This window comes from Paracidovorax wautersii (assembly GCF_031453675.1).
Taxonomy (GTDB): domain Bacteria; phylum Pseudomonadota; class Gammaproteobacteria; order Burkholderiales; family Burkholderiaceae_C; genus Paracidovorax.
On record NZ_JAVIZX010000001.1, the window covers coordinates 3,585,518 to 3,602,983 of the forward strand.

Below are 17,466 nucleotides of genomic sequence, written 5' to 3' on the forward strand. Positions count from 1 at the left end.
CACCGTCCCAGTTCGAGCCTTTGATGCCGTCAGAAGCACGTATCGAGCCCTTGCTATCCAAGGCAGGGGATCTGGCGCGTGACGCGACCTTGCTGGCGGGCAAGCGGGTGCCGCCGGAACTGCGCGTGCTGTTGCGCAGCATGAACTCGTATTACACGAATCGCATCGAAGGGCAGCACACCCGTCCGCACGAGATCGAGCAGGCCCTGCGGCAGGACTTCTCGGCCAACAAGGAACTGGCTGCGCGCCAGCGCCTGGCCGTGGCCCATATCGAGGCAGAGGCAGTGCTGGAGCGGCGTTATGCCGGTGACGGCGGCGTGCGTGCGCTGTACAGCGTGGCGGCAGTGCAGGACGTGCACCGGGAACTGTTTGCCCGCCTGCCGCCCGGCGATCTGGAAGTTCCACAGGGGCAGACGGTCGCGCCGGGAGCGTGGCGGGATCAAGAAGTCCGGGTGGGCCAGCACATCGCTCCTGCTGCGGCCAGCGTGCCGCAGTTCATCGACTGCTGGGCCCAGCGCTATGGCGCAGTGCGCCGGGGCGAAGCGGCGCTGGTCGCCATGGCCTGCGCCCACCAGCGGCTGGGCTGGATCCACCCGTTCATGGATGGCAATGGCCGCGCCATGCGGTTGCACTCCCATGTGATCTTGAATGCGCAGGGCTACACCAATGGCCTCTGGTCGCCCTTGCGTGGCTTCGCGCGGGGACAAGATCGCTACTACGCCTTGCTGGCCGATGCCGACAGCCTCCGACGCGGTGATCTGGATGGCCGGGGCAATCTGAGCGAACAGGCGCTGATCGCCTGGGCCGATTACGTGCTGGATGTGTGCCGGGACCAAGTGCAGTTCATGGCGCGTATGCTGGATTTCGATCTGATCAAGGACCGGATCGAGGCGGCGCTGGTGTTCGAGTCGGCGGTGTTGAAGTCGGGGGTACGCAAAGAGGCGCTGCGGCCCTTGCATTACCTCTTCCTGAGCGGCGAGGAAATGGCGCGGGGCGAATTCAAGACGATGCTGGGACTGAGCGACCGCCTGGCTACCGATGCGCTGGGCGCGCTGGTCAAGCGCGGCCTGCTCAAAAGCGATAGTCCCCAGGGCAAGGTGCGGTTTGGACTGCCGCAGCATGCGCTGCGGTTTCTGTTTCCCAGGCTGTGGCCAGAAGCCGAGGCGGACGTGCAGCCTTGAGCGTTCCGGTGGGCGCGGCGCAGCCGTTCCCCGCGTGAGCAGGTTTGCCTGGCCGCAGACCCACTGAAACAAGGCCATGGATGACAAGCATTTCAGCAGATGGGAGTGCTGCGCTGGGGGCCACCCGTTGAAACTGACCTGTGTACATCTGCGCAAAAGATGGGGTTAGCTTCAGGAGGTGGTCATGGGCATTGCATCACTCGTCGGTCGATTCGCCATGGCGCCGTTTGCCAAGGCCTTGCCGGTCATGGGCGACACCGAGCGCGCGGCGCTGGAGGCGGGCACGGTGGGCTTCGAGGGGCGCTTGTTCGCAGGCCAGCCCGAATTCAATGCGCTGATCGCCACGGGGCCGAACCAGCTGACGGCCGAGGAGCAGGCGTTTCTCGACAACGAGGTGCGCACGCTGTGCGGCATGCTGGACGACTTCTCCATCGACTCGGCGCGGGATCTGCCGCCCGAGGTGTGGCAGTACCTGCGGGAGAAGCGCTTCTTCGGCATGATCATTCCCAAGGAGTGGGGTGGCCTGGGCTTCGGCCACTTCGCCCACGCGACCGTGGTGACCCGGCTGGCCTCGGTCAACGTATCGGCCGCGGTCACGGCCATGGTGCCGAACTCGCTGGGGCCTGCCGAGCTGCTGCTGCACTACGGCACCGATGCGCAGAAGCAGCATTACCTGCCTCGGCTGGCCGATGGCCGCGATCTGCCGTGCTTTGGCCTGACGTCTCCGTATGCCGGCTCCGATGCCGCCTCCATTCCCGACCGCGGCATTCTGACCACCCGCGAGATCGACGGCCGGCCCGTGCGCGGCTTCAGCGTCACGTTTTCCAAGCGCTACATCACCCTGGCGCCGGTGGCGACCGTGGTGGGCCTGGCCTTCAACGCCCGCGATGACAGCCGGCCGGAGGGCGAGCGCGACCTGGGCATCACCTGCGCGCTGATTCCCGTGCCCACGCCCGGCATGCAGATCGGCCGCCGCCATCGGCCCATGGACAGTGCCTTCATGAACGGGCCGATCGTGGGCGAGGACGTGTTCGTGCCCATGGACTGGATCATCGGCGGGGAAGCACAGGTTGGCCAGGGCTGGCGCATGCTGATGGAGTGCCTGGCGGCTGGCCGTGCCATCTCGCTGCCGGCCCTGGGCGCGGCCACGCAGCAAAGCTCGGTCTTCATCGCGAACGGCTACGGCAAGGTGCGCGAACAGTTCGGCATGCCCATCGGCAAGTTCGATGCCATCGCCGGCATCATCGCCGGCATGGCCGCCGAGCTGTATGCGACCGACGCGGCGCGGCGCTTCACGGCGGCCGCGCTGGACCAGGGCGCACAGCCCAGCGTGGCCAGCGCCATCCTGAAGGTGCATTTGACGGAGGCCGGCCGCACATCGATCAACCACGCGATGGACATTCTGGGTGGCAAGGGCATCATCAACGGGCCGTCCAACCTGCTGTCGGTGGCGTACCGGCACATGCCTGTGGCGATCACGGTGGAGGGGGCCAACATCCTCACCCGGTCGCTCATCATCTTTGGGCAAGGGGCGGTGCGCTGCCACCCGTATGTGATGGCCGAGATGCAGGCCGTGGAGCATAAGGACGAAGAGGCGCTGGGCCAGGCACTGCTGGGGCATGGCGGGCATGTGGCCCGCAACCTCTGGCGCAGCCTGTTCGGGGCACCTGTGGTCGGATCACCGCCCCAGGAGCTGGCCAAGGAGGCCGCACTGCTGGCCCGCCTGAGCGCCAAGTATGCGTTGACCTGCGATGTGGCCATGGGCTTGCTGGGCGGCCGGCTCAAGCGCATGGAGCTGCTGTCGTCGCGTCTGGGCGATTGCCTGGCGCACCTCTACATGGCCAGTGCCTGCATCTGGCGCTACACCGCGGAAGGCGATGCGCAGATGCTGCCCCTGGCGCAGGCCGGTTTGCGCATGCAGCTGGATGCGGCCGAGGAAGTGCTGAAAGACTTGTATGCCAATCTGCCTACGCCGGGGCGGCGTCTGCTGGGCCGCATGGTGTTGAGCCGCACATCCCACCTGGCGCCATTGCGTGACGTTCAGATGCTGGCCCTGGCCAAGCTGCTGCGCGAGAATGCGGCCGTGGTGCAGCGGCTGTGCCCCGATGTGAGCCTGCCCAAGGGCGGCGGGCTGGTCGATCTGATCCAGGCGCTGGACCTGGCGGCGCAACTGGGAGATGAGGCGACCCAGCAATTGAACAAGCTGGTGCGGCGCACGGGGTCGTTCGAGGAGGCTGCCGCCGGCATGCCCAACCCGGCGCTGGCACTGGCCTATCTGCAAGCGGCGGACAAGGTGATCCAGGTGGATGACTTCGAGGCTTGAACGTTGCCTACCCGCTCAGCAGCCTCTCGAACAAATCCACCCCGCCCATCTGCCCCCCCTTCAGCATCAGCTCCATGCCATGGCGGCCCCGGTCCGGGCTGTGGGCGACGCTGATGGTGACGCCGGGGCACAGCGTCGTCCCGTACGACAGCCCCCACAACTGCAGCGCCTGCACGGCGTGGCTGGACGTGTCTCCACCCGCAATCCCTACGCGGCGCAGCGGGGTGCCGTGGTCGGCCTGGGCCTGCACCACGCGGGCCACCAGGGCGGCGCTGGCCTGCGCGACGGGAGCGGCCGAAGCGACGGGAGCCGTGCTGCCCTCCGTGGGGCCGGTGTAGGCCAGCACATGCTGGCCGTTACGCAGCAAGGTGCAGATCGTGTCTTGCAAGGACTGCGCGTAGGTGGGGTCGCTGCCCAGCTGCGCGCCGTTCACGGCGATGCGCTGGTAGGCGGTGGCGGCCTGCACCTGGGCGGCGGTCAGGGGCGAAAGGCTGCCAGCCCAGGCGAACACGGGGCCATCGGAATTTCTCAGTGGTGGCGTGCTCTTTGCCGCCGGCCGGGCCCAGTGCGCTACCAGGGCCTGGGCCACGGCGCTGGAGCCCACGGCCAGCAGGCGGCCGTGGCGTTGCGACTGCTCCCAGAGCAGGCGGCCCACCGGGGCCAGTTGGTCGGAATGCGTCAGGTCCAGCAACGTGGGCACGCAGGTGGTGTCGCCCTCCAGCAGGCGCTTCAGCGCAGCGTCCAGTAACGCGGGCGATTCGGCGTACTGCGGATAGTGCAGCGCGGTGATGCCCTCCAGGCCCTGGCGCGCCAGGTGCAGCCGCAGGTCGGACTCGTCCATGGGCGTTACCGGGTGCTGGCGCATGGTGGGGTGGCGGTCGATGCGATGCACGGCGCCGCCGCTGCCTGCCGCGGCGAACAGGTGGCTGAACGCGCAGTAGCGCCCCAGGCTGGGTTGCCCGCCCACGATGGGCACCCAACGGTGGGCCACGCGGGGGTGCAGCGTCTGGATCGCACAGGCGATGTTGCCCACGTGGGGGGCACTGTCGAAGGTGGAGCACACCTTGTAGTGCAGGACCGTCGGTGCCGCCTGCTCGAAGAAGCGGCCCACGGGGGCCAGTTCGGCGCGCATGGCCTCGGGGGGCATGGCGCGCGCGGCGCCGGCGATGCCGACGGCGTCCAGCGGCCCGGCGGCGGCCAGGGCCTCGGCGCTGGGCACGCCCATGAACAGCATGGCGCGCAGGCCGGCCTGGGCCAGCACGGCCAGCGTATCGGTGGCGCCCGTGAAGTCGTCGCCGTACCAGCCGAACAGGGGCGCGGCCATTACTTCTTCTTGCCGAAGAAGTCGACGGCGCGGCGCAGTTCCGGTGCGCGTGCCGCCCGCTCTGCCAGGGTCTCGCCGCGCTGCACGGCATCCCAGGCCTGCTGGATGCTGGCCACGCCGGCCGCGGGGCCGTCGGGGTGGGCCAGGATGCCGCCGCCCGACATGAAGAGCAGGTCATTGCTGCGCACGCTGTCCCAGGTGATGGGCACGGTGCCGGCCCATTGCCCGTTGGAGAACGCGGGCAGCACGCGGTCGTCCAGGCCCTCGCACAGCGGCGCCAGGGTGTCGTGCGCGGATTCGATCACTTCCTCGTCGGTCTGCGAGAACTTGCCCTGCAGGCCGTGCACATGCATGTGGTCCACGCCCGCCAGCCGCCACAGGGTCTGCCAGGCGTTGAACGAAAACCCCAGCAGCGGGTGGCGCGACAGGGCGCCGTAGCCGTTGCGGTGGCCGTGCAGGGCCAGAGGCGTGTGGCGGCGCAGGGTCTGCACGGCGGAGTAGCCGCACCAGTTCAGGCTGACCATCACGCAGCTGCCGCCCTCGGCCGCGATCAGATCGGCATGGCGGCGCATGGCGTCGGTTTCGTCGGTGATGTTGAAGGCCACCATGACCTGCTTGCCGGTCTTGTCCTGGTGCGCGCGCACCCGCCGCATGACGGAGCGCACGCGGTCGGCCAGCGGCGCATGGACCGGGTTGGCACAGACCTCGTCGTCCTTGATGAAATCGATGCCCGCTGCGCACAGGCGCCCGGCCAGTTCGCCAGTCTCCTCGGCCGACAGGCCCACATTGGGCTTGATGATGGTGCCGATCAGCGGGCGGCCCTGCACGCCCGTCAGTGCGCGCGTGCCGGTGATGCCTTGGCGGGGCAGGTCGAACTGCTGGCGGTAGGCGCGTGGCAGGCGCATCGATTCGAGCCGCAGGCCCGTGACCTCGCCCAGGTCGAACAGGTTGCCCGATGCGGTGGCTGCCAGCGTGGGCAGGTTGGGCCCGATGTTGTCGCAGGGAAAGCTCACGCGCAGGCGGGCACGCTGCCAGGTCTGCGGCGTGTCGAACAGGCCGCGCCGCTGCATCCAGCCGTTGGACAGCGCCGGCGCGGGGGCCGCGTCCAGCAGTTCGATCGATTCGACCGTGGCGCGGGCGCGTTCGCGCAGGGCGTCGGTCTCGCCCTCTACGCGCGTGAAGGTGCCGCACGATTGCTCTCCCGCCAGCACCTCGGCCACGTGGGCGGGGTCCAACGGGGTTTCGATCAGGTAGGTCGCTTCGAAGCGGTCTGGGGACATGGTGAATGAACTATTGTTTTCATAGCTGCCAGCGCTTATCCAGTAAGCGCTAGAGGCCAATTTGGCTTGAAGTTTCGAAGTTCTTCAGATCTTCGACAGATCGGGGAACGGCCGTACCGGATCGGTCTTGCCGTCCCAGCTTTCGGACTCCGCGCGGATCAGGTCGAACATGCGGCCCTTGGGGCCGGCGACTTCCGACAGTTCGATCACCGTGCCCGGGTGGTACTCGGTGTCGAAGTAGACGAAACGCCCGCGCTCGCCGACCTCGCCGCTCATCACCGACTGGAAGCCCTCGGCCGTGAGGCGCGCCAGATCCGCGTCGTAGTCGCTGGTCCAATAGGCCACGTGCTGCAGCCCGGTGCGCCCGGCCTGCAGGAAGTCGCGGTACATCGAGGGCACGTCGTTGCGTGTCTGGATCAGCTCGACCTGCACGTAGCCCGAGTTGGCCAGCGCCACCGAGTTGTGCGGCTCGTGCGATTCGCCGCGGTACTGGTAGTTCTGGATCGGCACCTTGGGGTTGTAGAACCAGGGGCCCACGCCCAGCGTGCGGCTCCAGTAGTCCATGGCGGCTTCGATGTCGTGGACCACATAGCCCAGCTGGCGGATCGCGCCGAAATGACGGCTCATGGGAGGGTTTCCTTCAAGGGTGGGGCAGGGAGGCGGTGGGTGGGGCGGCTCACTTGGCGCCGCCGACGATGTCCTGGGGAATCGGCACGCCGGCGTACTTCAGGTGGATGTCGTTGAGCTTGCCGTTGGCCAGGTTGGTCTTGATCCAGCCGTTGACGGCGGCCATCAGCTCCGGCTGGCCCTTGCGCATGGCCATGCCCAGCTGGTACGACTGCAGGATGAACTTGGTCTCGAACTCGCGTGCCGGGTTCTTCTTGGCAATGGCCGCAATGATGGGCGGCGTGATGGCCACGATGTCGGCCTGGCCCGTGGCCGCCGCCGTGATGGAGGCCGCCTCGTCATCGAAACGCACCACCTTGGCCTGCGGCGCGCGCTCGGTCACGATCTTGTCCTGCGGGCCACCACGGGTCACGGCCACGGTCTTGCCGGCCAGGTCGTCGATGCCGGTGAGCTTCAGGCTCTTGGGCGCGCCCACGGCGGCCTGGATGGCGCCGTAGGGGATGGAGAAGTCCACGGCCTTCTGGCGCTCGGGCGTGATCGAGAGCGACGAGATGATCAGGTCCACCTTGTTGGACAGCAGGTTGGGGATGCGCGCGGAGTTGGTGGTGTTCACGATCTCGAGTGGCAGGCCCAGGTCCTTGGCCAGCAGTTCGGCGGCCTCCACGTCGGAACCCACGGGCTTGAGCTTGTCGTCCACATAGCCGTAGAACGGCGCGCCGAAGTCGATGCCCACGCGCAGCTTGCCGACGGACTTGATCTGCGCCAGATCGGCCATGGCGGGCAGGCACAGGGCGGCGGCGCTGACCGCCAGCAGCGTGCGGCGGAGGATGCGGGAAGTGCTCATGGCGGATGTCTCCTGGTGGTTTTTGTGGGAAAGAAAGCCGAAGGGGCGGGTCAGAGCCCGTGGGAGAGGAAGTCGCGCAGCTCAGCCGTCTGCGGGTGTTTCAGCATGTCGCCGGAGCCGGTCTCCCAGACCTTGCCCTCGTGCATGTAGATGATGGTGTCGGCCACGCGGGCGGCGAACTCCATCTCGTGCGTGACCAGCACCATGGTCATGCCGCCCTGGGCCAGCGACTCGATCACACGCAGTACCTCGCCGGTGAGCTGCGGATCGAGCGCAGAGGTCACCTCGTCGAACAGCATCACCTGCGGCTCCATCGCCAATGAGCGTGCAATCGCCACGCGCTGCTGTTGCCCGCCCGAGAGCTGCTCCGGATAGGCCTGCGCTTTGTCCGCCAGGCCCACCTGCTGCAGGGTGCGCGCGGCGATGGCACGCGCCTGGGCGGCGGGCAGGTTCTTCACGGCTTTGGGGGCTAGCGTGATGTTCTGCTCCACCGTCAGGTGCGGGAAGAGGTTGTAGCTCTGGAAGACGATGCCCACGTCCTGGCGCAGCCGGCGCAGGTCGATGGCCGGGTCGTGCACGGCATGACTGCAGACCTGGATGCTGCCGCTGTCGATGATCTCCAGCCGGTCGATGCAGCGCAGCGCCGTGCTCTTGCCCGAACCGCTCTTGCCGATGATGGCCACGACCTGGCCCTTGGGAATGGCGAAGGACACGCCCTTGAGCACCTGGTTGCTGCCAAAGCACTTGTGCACGTCTTTCAGCTCGACGACCGGGGCGGCTGCCGGGGCGGTGGCGGAGGGCGCGGCCGAACGGCCGGCGGAAGTCGCTGCGGGGGTCATCAGGTCGTCTCGCTTCATGTGGCGTTGGCGGGTGGGGTGGCGGGGGCCGCAGGGCTGGCTGCGGCAGGGGCGGCAGCGGCGCGGTGGCCGAACTGCAGGCGCTGTTCCAGCCGGCGGCTCCAGACCGACAGCGGAAAGCACAGCGCAAAGTAGATGACCGCGATCAGCAGGTAGACCAGGAAGGGCTGGAAGATGGAGTTGTTGATGAGCTGGCCCGCCCGCACCAGCTCGATGAACCCCACGATCGAGGCCAGCGAGGTGTTTTTCACGATCTGCACCATGAAGCCCACCGTGGGCGGCGTGGCGATGCGCACGGCCTGCGGCAGCACCACCAGGCGCATGCGCTGGGTGCGCGACAGGGCCAGGCACGCGGCCGCTTCCCACTGGGTGCGCGGCACCGACTGGATGCAGCCGCGCCAGATCTCGCCCAGATAGGCGCTGACGTAGACCACCATGGCGATGCTGGCGGCCACGATGGCCGGCAGCTCGAAGCCGAGGATGCTCAGCCCGAAGTAGCACAGGAACAGCACCACGAGCAGCGGCGTGCCCTGGATCAGCTGGATCCAGGCGATCGTGGCCCAGCGCACGGCCTTGATGGGGCTGATGCGGCACAGGGCGATCACGCCGCCGGCCAGACCGCCGCCCACGAAGGAGATCAGCGACAGGCCGACCGTCCACAGCGCGCCGAACAGCAGGTACTGCAGGTGATGGGCGTTGAGTCCACCGTCGATCACGGGCGCACCTCGCTAAGTGAAGGAGGAGGGAACGGGTGGGATGTCATCGCATGCCTCCGGAGGCGCCCAGCTTGCGCTGGCGCGTGAACACGATCTGGCCGAACAGCCACAGGCCCAGCCGCATGAGCAGCGACAGGGCGAGGTAGGCGACGGCCACCAGGATGTAGGCCTCGAACGGGCGGAAGGTCTCGGACTGCACGCGGGCCGCGATGGCGGTGAGTTCTTCCACCGAGATCTGCGAGGTGATGGACGAGGCCAGCATCAGCAGCACAAATTGGCTGGTGAGCGCGGGGTAGACCTTCTCCATCGCAGGGCGCAGCACCACATGCCAGTACACCTGCCGGCGCGTGAGCCCCAGGCACTCGGCCGCCTCGATCTGGCCCTTGTGGATGGAGTCCATGCCGGCACGCATGATTTCGCAGGAATAGGCGGCCACGTTCATCACCAGCGTGAGCAGTGCCGCCGCAAAGGCCGGCACTTTCCAGCCCAGGCTGGCCAGGCCGAAGAACACCAGGAACACCTGCACCAGCAGGGGCGTGTTGCGCAGAACTTCCACATAGGCACCGCAGACCCGGGCCAGGCCGCGCCGCTCGCTGCGGCGGCCGATGGCGAGCAAGGTGCCGCCGACGAAGCCGATCACGGTGGCGGGGAAGGACAGCAGGATGGTCATCCAGGCGCCCTCGGCGAACTGGGGCCATTGGGCCAGCACGCTGGCGAAGTCGAACTCGTAGGTCATGGGCAGGGCGCTGGTGCGTCAGCAACCGGCGGCGGCCTGGGCAGACTGCGGCATGCCCTGCGGGCACCGCCATTTCGAGATGGGGAGGGGGAAAAGGGCCATGGCTTGTCTCCTGCCGCGATCGGTGCCTGCCGTCGCGACCCAGGGTTTGTATTGATTTGATTTGATGCTGTAGCGCATCGGTTTGAGAGTGATAGTATCCGCAGAATCCATCAAATGCCAACTTCGGAATTGATGGTTTTTGATGGATTCATCCATGGCCTCCCATCCCCGCAGCCCTCGTATTCCTGACATCGCGCAGCTGTCGGGCGTCTCCACGGCCACGGTCGACCGGGTGCTGAACCAGCGCCCCGGCGTGCGCAGCGCGACGGTGCAGCGCGTGCTGCAGGCGGCGGCCACACTGGGCTATCTGCCACAGGCCGAGCTGCATGCCGCGCTGCAGCCGCAGCCACTGCGCCTGATGGTGCTGATCCCCGAGGGCAGCAACCGCTTTCTGCAGATGCTGGGCGACGTGATCGGCTACGCGCAGGACCACTGGGCGCCGTTCAACGTGCGCTGCCAGGCGGCCTACATCGAGAGCTTCAACCCCGAGGCGCTGGCGCGGGCGCTGCTGCACTACGGCAAGCGCTGCGACGGCATCGCCTTCATGGCGCTGGAGCACCCCGTGGTGCGCGAAGCCGTGGCGCAACTTGCCCAGCAGGGCGTGCCCACGGTGACGCTGATCTCGGACCTGTCCAACTCACGCCGCGTGGCCTATGTGGGGCTGGACAACCGCGCTGCGGGCCGCACCGCGGCCTACCTGATCGCGCGCTTCATGGGCCCGCTGGCCCAGAGCCGCCAGGCCCGCGTGGCCATGATCGTGGGCTCCTTGCGCTACCGCGCCCACGAGGAGCGCGAGGCCGGGTTCCTGCACCTGTTCGAGGAACAGTTTCCGCTCGTGCATGTAGTGGGCGTGCGCGAAGGCCAGGACGACGCCGAGCGCAACTACCGCCAGGCCCGCGCCCTGCTGGAGCAGCACAGCGATCTGGCCGGCATCTACAACATCGGCGGCGGGGCCGAAGGCATCGGCCGCGCGCTCAAGGAAGCGGGGCCGGAGCGCAAGGTCGTCTTCATCGGCCACGGGCTGACGCCCGATACCCGCGGGCTGCTCATCGACGGCACCATGGACGCCGTCATCACGCAGAACCCGCAGGGCGCGGTGATGAACTGCGTGCGCATCTTCGCCAACCTGCGCGACGGCCGCGAGCCGACGCAAGGGGTCGAAACCCCGCGCAGCCAGGTCATCTTTCGCGAAAACCTGCCCTGAGGCGCAGGGACTGAAGGCGCGGGCGCCGTAGCTGGCGTGCGCGCCGGGCGGCGCACCTTAGGCGCCCCCGTCCGCCGCACCGATAATCCGCGCTCCTACGTGCTTTTCTGCTGGCCTGCCACGGCCCTCGCCGCCGCCCACGCCATCAGCCTGCCGGCGCGGGTGCCGCACGCTGCAGCCCCTTCGCCGTACTATAGAAATAGTAGCTGCCTGCGCTTGATGCATAAGCGCTGCAGGCCAAAAACACCTGAAATTCCATGCAAGCCTTGCTAGACGCCATCGCGGCCATGCCCCTGCCCACCGAGGCCTGCCGCATCTTCCACGGCCGGGGCGGCATGCACCCCGGCAGCGAACCCTGGACGCTGGACGCGTATCCGCCGGTGTTCGTCGCCACCAGCTTCGCGCCGGCCACGGACGAGCAGCTGGCCGCCGTCGGCGCGGCGCTGCAGGCCCGCTGGGCGCTGGTCGCCCCGGCGGGCGAGCCGCTGAACTGGGTCTTCCAGCACCGGGGCGAGGCGCTGCGCATCGAGGGCCGTACCGACACCCGCCTGATGGCCGGCAGCGTGCCAGACCCGCACATCGTCACCGAGCAGAGCGCGCAGTTCCGCGTGCACGTGCTCCGCGGCCAGAACCACGGCCTGTTCCTGGACATGGGCGAGGGCCGGCGCTGGGTGCGCGAGCGCATCGCCGCGCACAAGGCCCTGGAGCCGCGCGCATCGCGGGGCATGAAGGTGCTGAACCTGTTTGCCTACACCTGCGCGTTCTCGGTCGCGGCGCTGCGGGGCGGCGCCCGCCACGTGGTCAACGTGGACATGGCCCGCGGCGCCATGGCCGTCGGCCAGCAGAACCACCAGCTCAATGGCCTGACCGCCGGCGCCAGCTTCCTGGCCCACGATGTCTTCAGCACCTGGGGCAAGATCACCCGCAGCGGCCCCTACGATCTGGTGATCGCCGACCCGCCCAGCTACCAGAAGGGCAGCTTTGTCGCTACCAAGGACTACGCCCGCCTGATCCGCCGCCTGCCCGACCTGCTGGCCCCTGGCGGCCATGCGCTGCTGTGCCTGAACGCGCCGGAGCTGGGCGCCGCCTTTCTGCAGGACCAGGTGCGCGAGCTGGCACCCGAGCTGCAGTTCGTGGAGCGCGTGGCCAACCCGGCCGTGTTCGCGGACGTGGACGAAGAGCGGTCGCTTAAGGTGCTGGTGTTCCGCGGCGTTTGAAGGGTAGTGCAGGGCAGTGCACTGCCGCCGCCCGAGCTGCGCTACGCCCCACCGATTCCGACCGTCACCACGCCCAGTCCCTCGCAGTGGCGGCACACCGTGCCGCCGCGCTGCCCGGAGCCGCCGCATTCGGGACAGGGCGCTTCGCCGGTGCCCGGCGTCCCTTCGGGCGCCTCGTCGCCTGGCGCCATGGGAGCGACGGGCCCGTCTTGCGGGCCGGCCGGCTGGTCGCTGGCGCCAGGGGCCTTGGCTGGAAGGCGAGAACTGGAAGGATGAGGGTGCCGGGTGTCTGGCATGCGAAGGTCCTGGACGAAGGGGTAGATGGGCCGCTGCAAGCGCTGTCCCCAGGGAGCCGGCGGTCTTGCAGAGGAAGAAAGTCACAGCGGCCCGCGCGAGCAGACTGTCGCCGAAGCCGGCCGGCAGCCATTGCGCGTGCAGGCTGGCAGATGTGCTCGCAGGTGCGTCCGGCTCTACCGCGTACTCGCTGTCGCCATGAACCGGGTCATGGCCAGCAAGGCCCGGCCGTCGGGCGTCAGGCAGTAAAGGACTGCGCACGGTCGTCCATGTCCGTCGCCCCGTACGGTTCCCGCAACGAGGCCTTTGCTGCGCATGTCCTCGAAGGCGCGGACTTCGTCGGGCCGGTGGAGAAACAGCGGCTGCCTGGCGGCAGCGGCTTGCAGAAGAGGAAAGTCCATGCTGGGCCCTTGTGAGCTGCCCTCCAGGGGCAGCGGAAGCACACAGCCGGGCGTCGTTACCCAGCGCTGACGACGAGCAGCCACCTTACCCGTTCGTCAGGGCATCGCAAGCCTTCTTACATTTGCTGTCCCCACTGTCGAGCAGGGGCGAGGAGGCTTGCGCGGGGCAGCGCCACCCCGCGTGGGCGTTGGGCGAAGGCCTGGGGCAACCCGGCCTACGCCGCGCGCAACGGCGCGTCCGCTCGGGTCATCCCATCTGTTCGATCAACTGCCATTCGGCCGCTTCCACGGGCGTGATCGACAGCCGACTGCCTTTCTGCAGAATGCGCAACCCTGCCAGCGCCGGCCTGGCGCGCAGCTCGGCCAGGGGAATGAGCCGTGTCTTGCGCAGGGCCTGCACGTCGAGCAGCAGCCAGCGGGGGGCGTCGGGTGCGGACTTGGGGTCGTAATAGGGCGATGCGGGGTCGAACTGCGTGGGATCGGGACGGGTGGCGGACGCCACGCGGGCGATGCCGGCAATGCCGGGCTGGGGGCAACTGGAGTGGTAGAACAGCACGCCGTCGCCCACCTGCATCTCGTCGCGCATGAAGTTGCGCGCCTGGTAGTTGCGCACGCCGGTCCAGGGCACGGTCGCATCGGGCGCGGCCAGGGCGTCGTCGATGGAGCATTCGTCGGGCTCGGATTTCATGAGCCAGTGGCGGACGGGGCGCAGGGGGGATGCAGCGGCGGGCGAAGACGGGTCGGCGTGGGGCATGGCGCCATTCTGGCAAAGGATGGGGAGGTGAAACCGCAGCAGGATGCGCGGACGGTGGGTGCGTAGTACCCGGCAGGCAACCCAAGTGCCGCGCGATTGCATTGCTATATGTTTTGTAGCTGTATGCGCTGATGAATAAAGCGCTGCAGGCCAAAAAGGCTTTAAGGCTTGAATAGAGAGAGGGCGGCACCCGTAGCCGCCGTGCCTACGCTAACCACCTCCACCATGCAGCGGGGCACGCGGCCGGCGCTGGCCGGTGCTGCCCCAGCGCGTATCGCCCTCGCCGGGCATCGCGAGGGGGTTGTCGCGTGGCTCGGCCAGCGGGGCGAGCAGGGCATTCAGGTCGTCTTCGCTGAACTTGGCGGCGCCGTCAGCGTCGTGGCCCAGCACGCCGCTGGCCAGGGCCTGCTTGCGGGCCTGCAGTTCCAGCATGCGTTCCTCGATGCTGCCCTCCACCACCAGGGTGTAGACGAACACGGGCAGGTCCTGCCCGATGCGGTGGGCGCGTGCCGTGGCCTGCTCCTGCACGGCCGGGTTCCACCAGGGGTCGAGGTGGATCACGGTGTCGGCGGCGGTGAGGTTCAGGCCCGTGCCGCCGGCCTTCAGACTGATGAGCAGCACGGGCGCACCGTCGTCGCCCCGGGCCTGGAAGCGCCGCACCACGGCGCCGCGCTGGCCCGGCGGTGTCTGGCCGGTGAGCATCAAGTGGGGCCGCCCCTGCGCGTCCATCTGCTCGGCCACCAGCGCCAGCAGTTCGGTGAACTGCGAGAACACCAGCACGCGGCGGCCTTCGGCGAGCAGGGCGGGCAGCAGGTCGGCCAGCAGCTCCAGCTTGGCGCGTTCGGTCTGGGGATGGACTGGGGCGCCCTTGACCAGGCGCGGGTCGCAGCAGACCTGGCGCAGCTTGAGCAGCGCGTCCAGCACGGCGATCTGCGCGCCGTCGAACGCCTGGCGCTCCAGCACGCGGCGCACCTGCTGGTCCACGCTGGTGCGCACGGCCTCGTACAGCGCGCGCTGGCGGCCCTGCAGCTGCACGCGTTGCAGCACCTCGGTGCGCGGCGGCAGTTCGGTGGCCACGTCCTGCTTGCGACGGCGCAGGATGAATGGGCGCACGCGCTGCGCCAGCAGCTGGGCGCGCAGGGTTTCGCCGTTCTCTTCGATGGGCTTGCGCCAGCGCTGGGCAAAGCTGCGCGCATCGCCCAGAAAGCCGGGCATCAGGAAGTCGAACTGCGCCCACAGCTCGCCCAGATGGTTCTCCAGCGGGGTACCTGTCAGGCACAGCGGGTGGCTGGCCTGCAGCCGGCGCAGCGCGCGGGCGCTGCGGCTGCCGGCGTTCTTGACCATCTGGGCCTCGTCCAGGACCAGCAGATGGAAGCGCTCTTCGGCCAGGGCTTCCACGTCGCGCCACAGCAGGGGGTAGGTGGTCAGCACCAGGTCGTGCTGGGCGATCTGCGCGTACCGCGCCGCGCGCGCAGGGCCGTGCAGCGTGAGCACGCGCAGGCCGGGCGCCATGCGTGCCGCCTCGGCCTGCCAGTTGAACAGCAGCGAGGTGGGCACCACGACCAGGGCCGGCGCGCGCAGGCGGCCAGCTTCCTTTTCCACCAGCACATGCGCCAGGGCCTGCGCGGTCTTGCCCAGGCCCATGTCGTCGGCCAGGATGCCGCCCAGGCGCTGGGCCCGCAGGTACTGCAGCCAGGCCAGGCCTTCCAACTGGTAGGGGCGCAGGGTGACCGACAGGCCCTGGGGTTGCGCCACGGGCTGCGGGCCGCCCAGGGCCTGCAGGCGCCGGGCCAGGGCGGCCAGGCCGGCCTCGCCCTGCAATTGCCAGGCGTTGTGGGCGTCCACCCGGTGCGCCTGCAAGAGGCCGGCGCGCAGCGCCTCGATGCGGCGGGCTTCCCAGGCGCCCAGCCGCAGCGGATCGCCGTCACGGCGCTGGCGGCGCAGCGGATCGGTGAGTAGGTCCACCATGGCGCCGACGATGGCCTTGAGCGGTGCCGCTGGCGCGTCGATGCGGCGCCCGCCGGGAGCGCGCAGGCGGATCGAGGCGTCATCGCTGATGGCGGCCATTTCGCGGGCATCGAGCCAGCGTGGATCGCGCTGCAGCAGATCGGCCAACAGAGGAGCCAGGTCGAGGCTCTCGCCGTCGATTTCCACGCCCAGCGTCAACAGCCAGGCGCCTTCGCGCTCGGGCAGGCGCAGCTTCTGCACGGGACGATCCGGGGGGGCCAGGTCGCCTGCCACCTCGCGGCCGACGACCTCGCCAGTGTCCGCAGCGAGCAGCAGCTTCCAGCGCTGCACCGGCACGCTCAGGTGCGCAAAGCCGGGGCGTACGACCACGGCCCAACCCTCCGCGCGCAATCGCGGGATCTGTTCGGCCCAGAAGTCGCCGAAGTGCGCCTCCTGCGGTAGCGTCCATACCGGGCCCAGGGTCGCACCCATCTCGCGATGGCGCCATTGCAGATGGGACGGGTCCACGGGCGCCAAGCCCAGCGCCCAGAGGCGGTCGAGGGCATCGCTCTCGGCGGCCAGGTCGCGCAGCAGGCGGACCACGGGCCCGCCCGTGTCGAACAGCTCTTGCACCGGCGCGGGTCGGCTGTTGAGCACGGTGGTGGGGGCGGGCGCTTCCCAGGTGTGGCCGGCGTCGGTGCGGTAGGTCCAGTCAACGGAGGCCAGCGTGACGGCATCGGCCCGCGGTCCGATGCGGCCGTGGGCTCGCACGCCCAGCAGCCCATCGCCGCGGGTCAGGGTCATCAAGGTGAGGCGGGGGCGGAACCGGCCGGGCACCGCGCCATCGCCGGCATCCGCTCCCGAAGGCGCAGGCGTTTGCGCCGACACCTCGCCCGTGTCGCCTGCGCGCAGAACTGCCATGGCCCGGGCCGCTTCGGCCTCGGTCAGCGGGGGCAGCTGTTGCAGCTCGGCGGCGTTGGCCTGCCGGCGCAGCGCCTCCACCCACGCGGCGACGGCGGCGGCGCGCTCAGGGGAGTCCATGGGGGCAGGCGATACAGGCGAGCGCATGGCCGCGATTGTGCCGCTGCGCCGGGCGTCGGCCGCGGTCCGGCATCGCGCAACGCCGGTCAGGCGCGGGGTGCCGGCAGAGTCAGTTGTGCGGCCTTGGCGACCTGAACGCAGTCGCGCAGGTGCTGCTCGCCCAGGTAGCGCAAGGTGGCGTAGCCCAGCGCCGCCGAAACGGCTTGGCCGGCGATAGGCACGTACTTGGCAGCTTGCTTGGCGGTCAGCCGCACGCCGACGGCCTGGGTGGCCCGCAGGATCAACTCCCGGGTGATGAACTTGCCGATCAGGACCGAGCCCACCATCGACACCGCCTTCTGCACCTGTTCGCGCTTGTGCGGCGTGAGCCGGTCGATCTGCGCGGGCGTCAGGCCGAACTCGGTATTGATCTGGGGAATCAGGCGCGAAAGCAGGGCGGCATCCACCGCCCAGTCCAGCCCAGGCACCGGCACGGCACTGGCGACGGACGCGATCAGCGCCCGCCGGTGCAGTAGCCGGCGGCTGCGGTCAATGGCGGCTTCCAGCGCCGCATCGCCCTCTGCGAGGACGTGCGACGGGATGGGGCGGGCGCGCAGGGCCATGGCGGCCGGGGTCTTT

Annotated in this window: 15 protein-coding genes; 4 read left to right on the forward strand and 11 right to left on the reverse strand. The window is 69.1% G+C overall.

Annotated elements, in window-relative coordinates:
• Positions 1–23: 23 nt before the first annotated feature.
• Together QE399_RS16185 and QE399_RS16190 are read left to right on the forward strand one after the other, a co-directional pair.
• A complete protein-coding gene (locus tag QE399_RS16185) occupies positions 24–1,181 on the forward strand; it encodes a Fic family protein (RefSeq protein WP_309830251.1) in 1,158 nt (385 codons plus the stop codon).
• Positions 1,182–1,365: 184 nt separating this feature from the next.
• Positions 1,366–3,504 (forward strand): acyl-CoA dehydrogenase, encoded by a 2,139-nt coding sequence (locus tag QE399_RS16190; protein ID WP_309830253.1) that lies wholly within the window; start codon positions 1,366–1,368, stop codon positions 3,502–3,504.
• A gap of 7 nt (positions 3,505–3,511) precedes the next feature.
• Here the strand turns inward: QE399_RS16190 and QE399_RS16195 are convergent, their stop codons facing one another.
• The 8 genes from QE399_RS16195 to QE399_RS16230 all read right to left on the reverse strand — a co-directional run bounded on the left by QE399_RS16195 (position 3,512) and on the right by QE399_RS16230 (position 10,146).
• Complete coding sequence (locus tag QE399_RS16195; RefSeq protein WP_309830255.1) at positions 3,512–4,828, reverse strand: four-carbon acid sugar kinase family protein; 1,317 nt, start codon at positions 4,826–4,828, stop codon at positions 3,512–3,514.
• The gene (locus tag QE399_RS16200) at positions 4,828–6,108 is read right to left on the reverse strand and encodes a ribulose-bisphosphate carboxylase large subunit family protein (RefSeq protein WP_309830256.1); all 1,281 of its coding nucleotides are present in this window, start codon (positions 6,106–6,108) and stop codon (positions 4,828–4,830) included. The genes QE399_RS16195 and QE399_RS16200 overlap by 1 nt, the downstream gene beginning before the upstream one ends.
• Positions 6,109–6,192: 84 nt before the next feature.
• Positions 6,193–6,735 (reverse strand): VOC family protein, encoded by a 543-nt coding sequence (locus QE399_RS16205; protein ID WP_309830258.1) that lies wholly within the window; start codon positions 6,733–6,735, stop codon positions 6,193–6,195.
• A gap of 49 nt (positions 6,736–6,784) precedes the next feature.
• On the reverse strand, positions 6,785–7,579 hold the full coding sequence (locus QE399_RS16210; protein ID WP_309830260.1) for a transporter substrate-binding domain-containing protein: 795 nt from the start codon (positions 7,577–7,579) through the stop codon (positions 6,785–6,787).
• Between the two features lie 50 nt (positions 7,580–7,629).
• Positions 7,630–8,418 carry an amino acid ABC transporter ATP-binding protein gene (locus QE399_RS16215; protein ID WP_309832143.1) on the reverse strand — a complete coding sequence of 263 codons (789 nt, stop codon included), beginning with the start codon at positions 8,416–8,418 and terminating at the stop codon, positions 7,630–7,632.
• Positions 8,419–8,432: 14 nt separating this feature from the next.
• On the reverse strand, positions 8,433–9,152 hold the full coding sequence (locus QE399_RS16220; protein ID WP_309830262.1) for an amino acid ABC transporter permease: 720 nt from the start codon (positions 9,150–9,152) through the stop codon (positions 8,433–8,435).
• Between the two features lie 43 nt (positions 9,153–9,195).
• Positions 9,196–9,888 (reverse strand): amino acid ABC transporter permease, encoded by a 693-nt coding sequence (locus QE399_RS16225; protein WP_309830264.1) that lies wholly within the window; start codon positions 9,886–9,888, stop codon positions 9,196–9,198.
• An 18-nt stretch (positions 9,889–9,906) separates the two neighbouring features.
• Entirely contained in the window at positions 9,907–10,146 is a 240-nt protein-coding gene (locus QE399_RS16230; protein ID WP_309830266.1) for a hypothetical protein, read from the reverse strand.
• On the opposite strand from QE399_RS16230, the gene QE399_RS16235 reads away from it, so the two are divergent.
• A complete protein-coding gene (locus QE399_RS16235) occupies positions 10,145–11,194 on the forward strand; it encodes a LacI family DNA-binding transcriptional regulator (protein WP_309830268.1) in 1,050 nt (349 codons plus the stop codon). The two genes, QE399_RS16230 and QE399_RS16235, sit on opposite strands and share 2 nt — an antisense overlap.
• Before the next feature lie 257 nt (positions 11,195–11,451).
• Entirely contained in the window at positions 11,452–12,411 is a 960-nt protein-coding gene (locus tag QE399_RS16240; protein ID WP_309830270.1) for a class I SAM-dependent methyltransferase, read from the forward strand.
• Positions 12,412–13,353: 942 nt separating this feature from the next.
• Here the strand turns inward: QE399_RS16240 and QE399_RS16245 are convergent.
• The 3 genes from QE399_RS16245 to QE399_RS16255 form a co-directional block, all read right to left on the reverse strand.
• Complete coding sequence (locus QE399_RS16245; RefSeq protein ID WP_309830272.1) at positions 13,354–13,860, reverse strand: EVE domain-containing protein; 507 nt, start codon at positions 13,858–13,860, stop codon at positions 13,354–13,356.
• Positions 13,861–14,070: 210 nt separating this feature from the next.
• The gene (locus QE399_RS16250) at positions 14,071–16,848 is read right to left on the reverse strand and encodes a DEAD/DEAH box helicase (protein ID WP_309830274.1); all 2,778 of its coding nucleotides are present in this window, start codon (positions 16,846–16,848) and stop codon (positions 14,071–14,073) included.
• 86 nt (positions 16,849–16,934) lie between these two features.
• Positions 16,935–17,450, reverse strand: a complete 516-nt coding sequence (locus QE399_RS16255; RefSeq protein WP_309830277.1) for a hypothetical protein — start codon at positions 17,448–17,450, stop codon at positions 16,935–16,937.
• Between the last annotated feature and the right edge of the window lie 16 nt (positions 17,451–17,466).

Excerpts from the sequence above, each read along its gene's own strand:
- QE399_RS16185 (WP_309830251.1), top strand. The coding sequence starts at position 24 with ATGCCGTCAGAAGCACGTATCGAGCCCTTGCTATCCAAGGCAGGGGAT.
- QE399_RS16190 (WP_309830253.1), top strand. The coding sequence starts at position 1,366 with ATGGGCATTGCATCACTCGTCGGTCGATTCGCCATGGCGCCGTTTGCC.
- QE399_RS16195 (WP_309830255.1), bottom strand. The coding sequence starts at position 4,828 with ATGGCCGCGCCCCTGTTCGGCTGGTACGGCGACGACTTCACGGGCGCC.
- QE399_RS16200 (WP_309830256.1), bottom strand. The coding sequence starts at position 6,108 with ATGTCCCCAGACCGCTTCGAAGCGACCTACCTGATCGAAACCCCGTTG.
- QE399_RS16205 (WP_309830258.1), bottom strand. The coding sequence starts at position 6,735 with ATGAGCCGTCATTTCGGCGCGATCCGCCAGCTGGGCTATGTGGTCCAC.
- QE399_RS16210 (WP_309830260.1), bottom strand. The coding sequence starts at position 7,579 with ATGAGCACTTCCCGCATCCTCCGCCGCACGCTGCTGGCGGTCAGCGCC.
- QE399_RS16215 (WP_309832143.1), bottom strand. The coding sequence starts at position 8,418 with ATGACCCCCGCAGCGACTTCCGCCGGCCGTTCGGCCGCGCCCTCCGCC.
- QE399_RS16225 (WP_309830264.1), bottom strand. The coding sequence starts at position 9,888 with ATGACCTACGAGTTCGACTTCGCCAGCGTGCTGGCCCAATGGCCCCAG.
- QE399_RS16235 (WP_309830268.1), top strand. The coding sequence starts at position 10,145 with ATGGCCTCCCATCCCCGCAGCCCTCGTATTCCTGACATCGCGCAGCTG.
- QE399_RS16230 (WP_309830266.1), bottom strand. The coding sequence starts at position 10,146 with ATGGATGAATCCATCAAAAACCATCAATTCCGAAGTTGGCATTTGATG.
- QE399_RS16240 (WP_309830270.1), top strand. The coding sequence starts at position 11,452 with ATGCAAGCCTTGCTAGACGCCATCGCGGCCATGCCCCTGCCCACCGAG.
- QE399_RS16245 (WP_309830272.1), bottom strand. The coding sequence starts at position 13,860 with ATGCCCCACGCCGACCCGTCTTCGCCCGCCGCTGCATCCCCCCTGCGC.
- QE399_RS16250 (WP_309830274.1), bottom strand. The coding sequence starts at position 16,848 with ATGGACTCCCCTGAGCGCGCCGCCGCCGTCGCCGCGTGGGTGGAGGCG.
- QE399_RS16255 (WP_309830277.1), bottom strand. The coding sequence starts at position 17,450 with ATGGCCCTGCGCGCCCGCCCCATCCCGTCGCACGTCCTCGCAGAGGGC.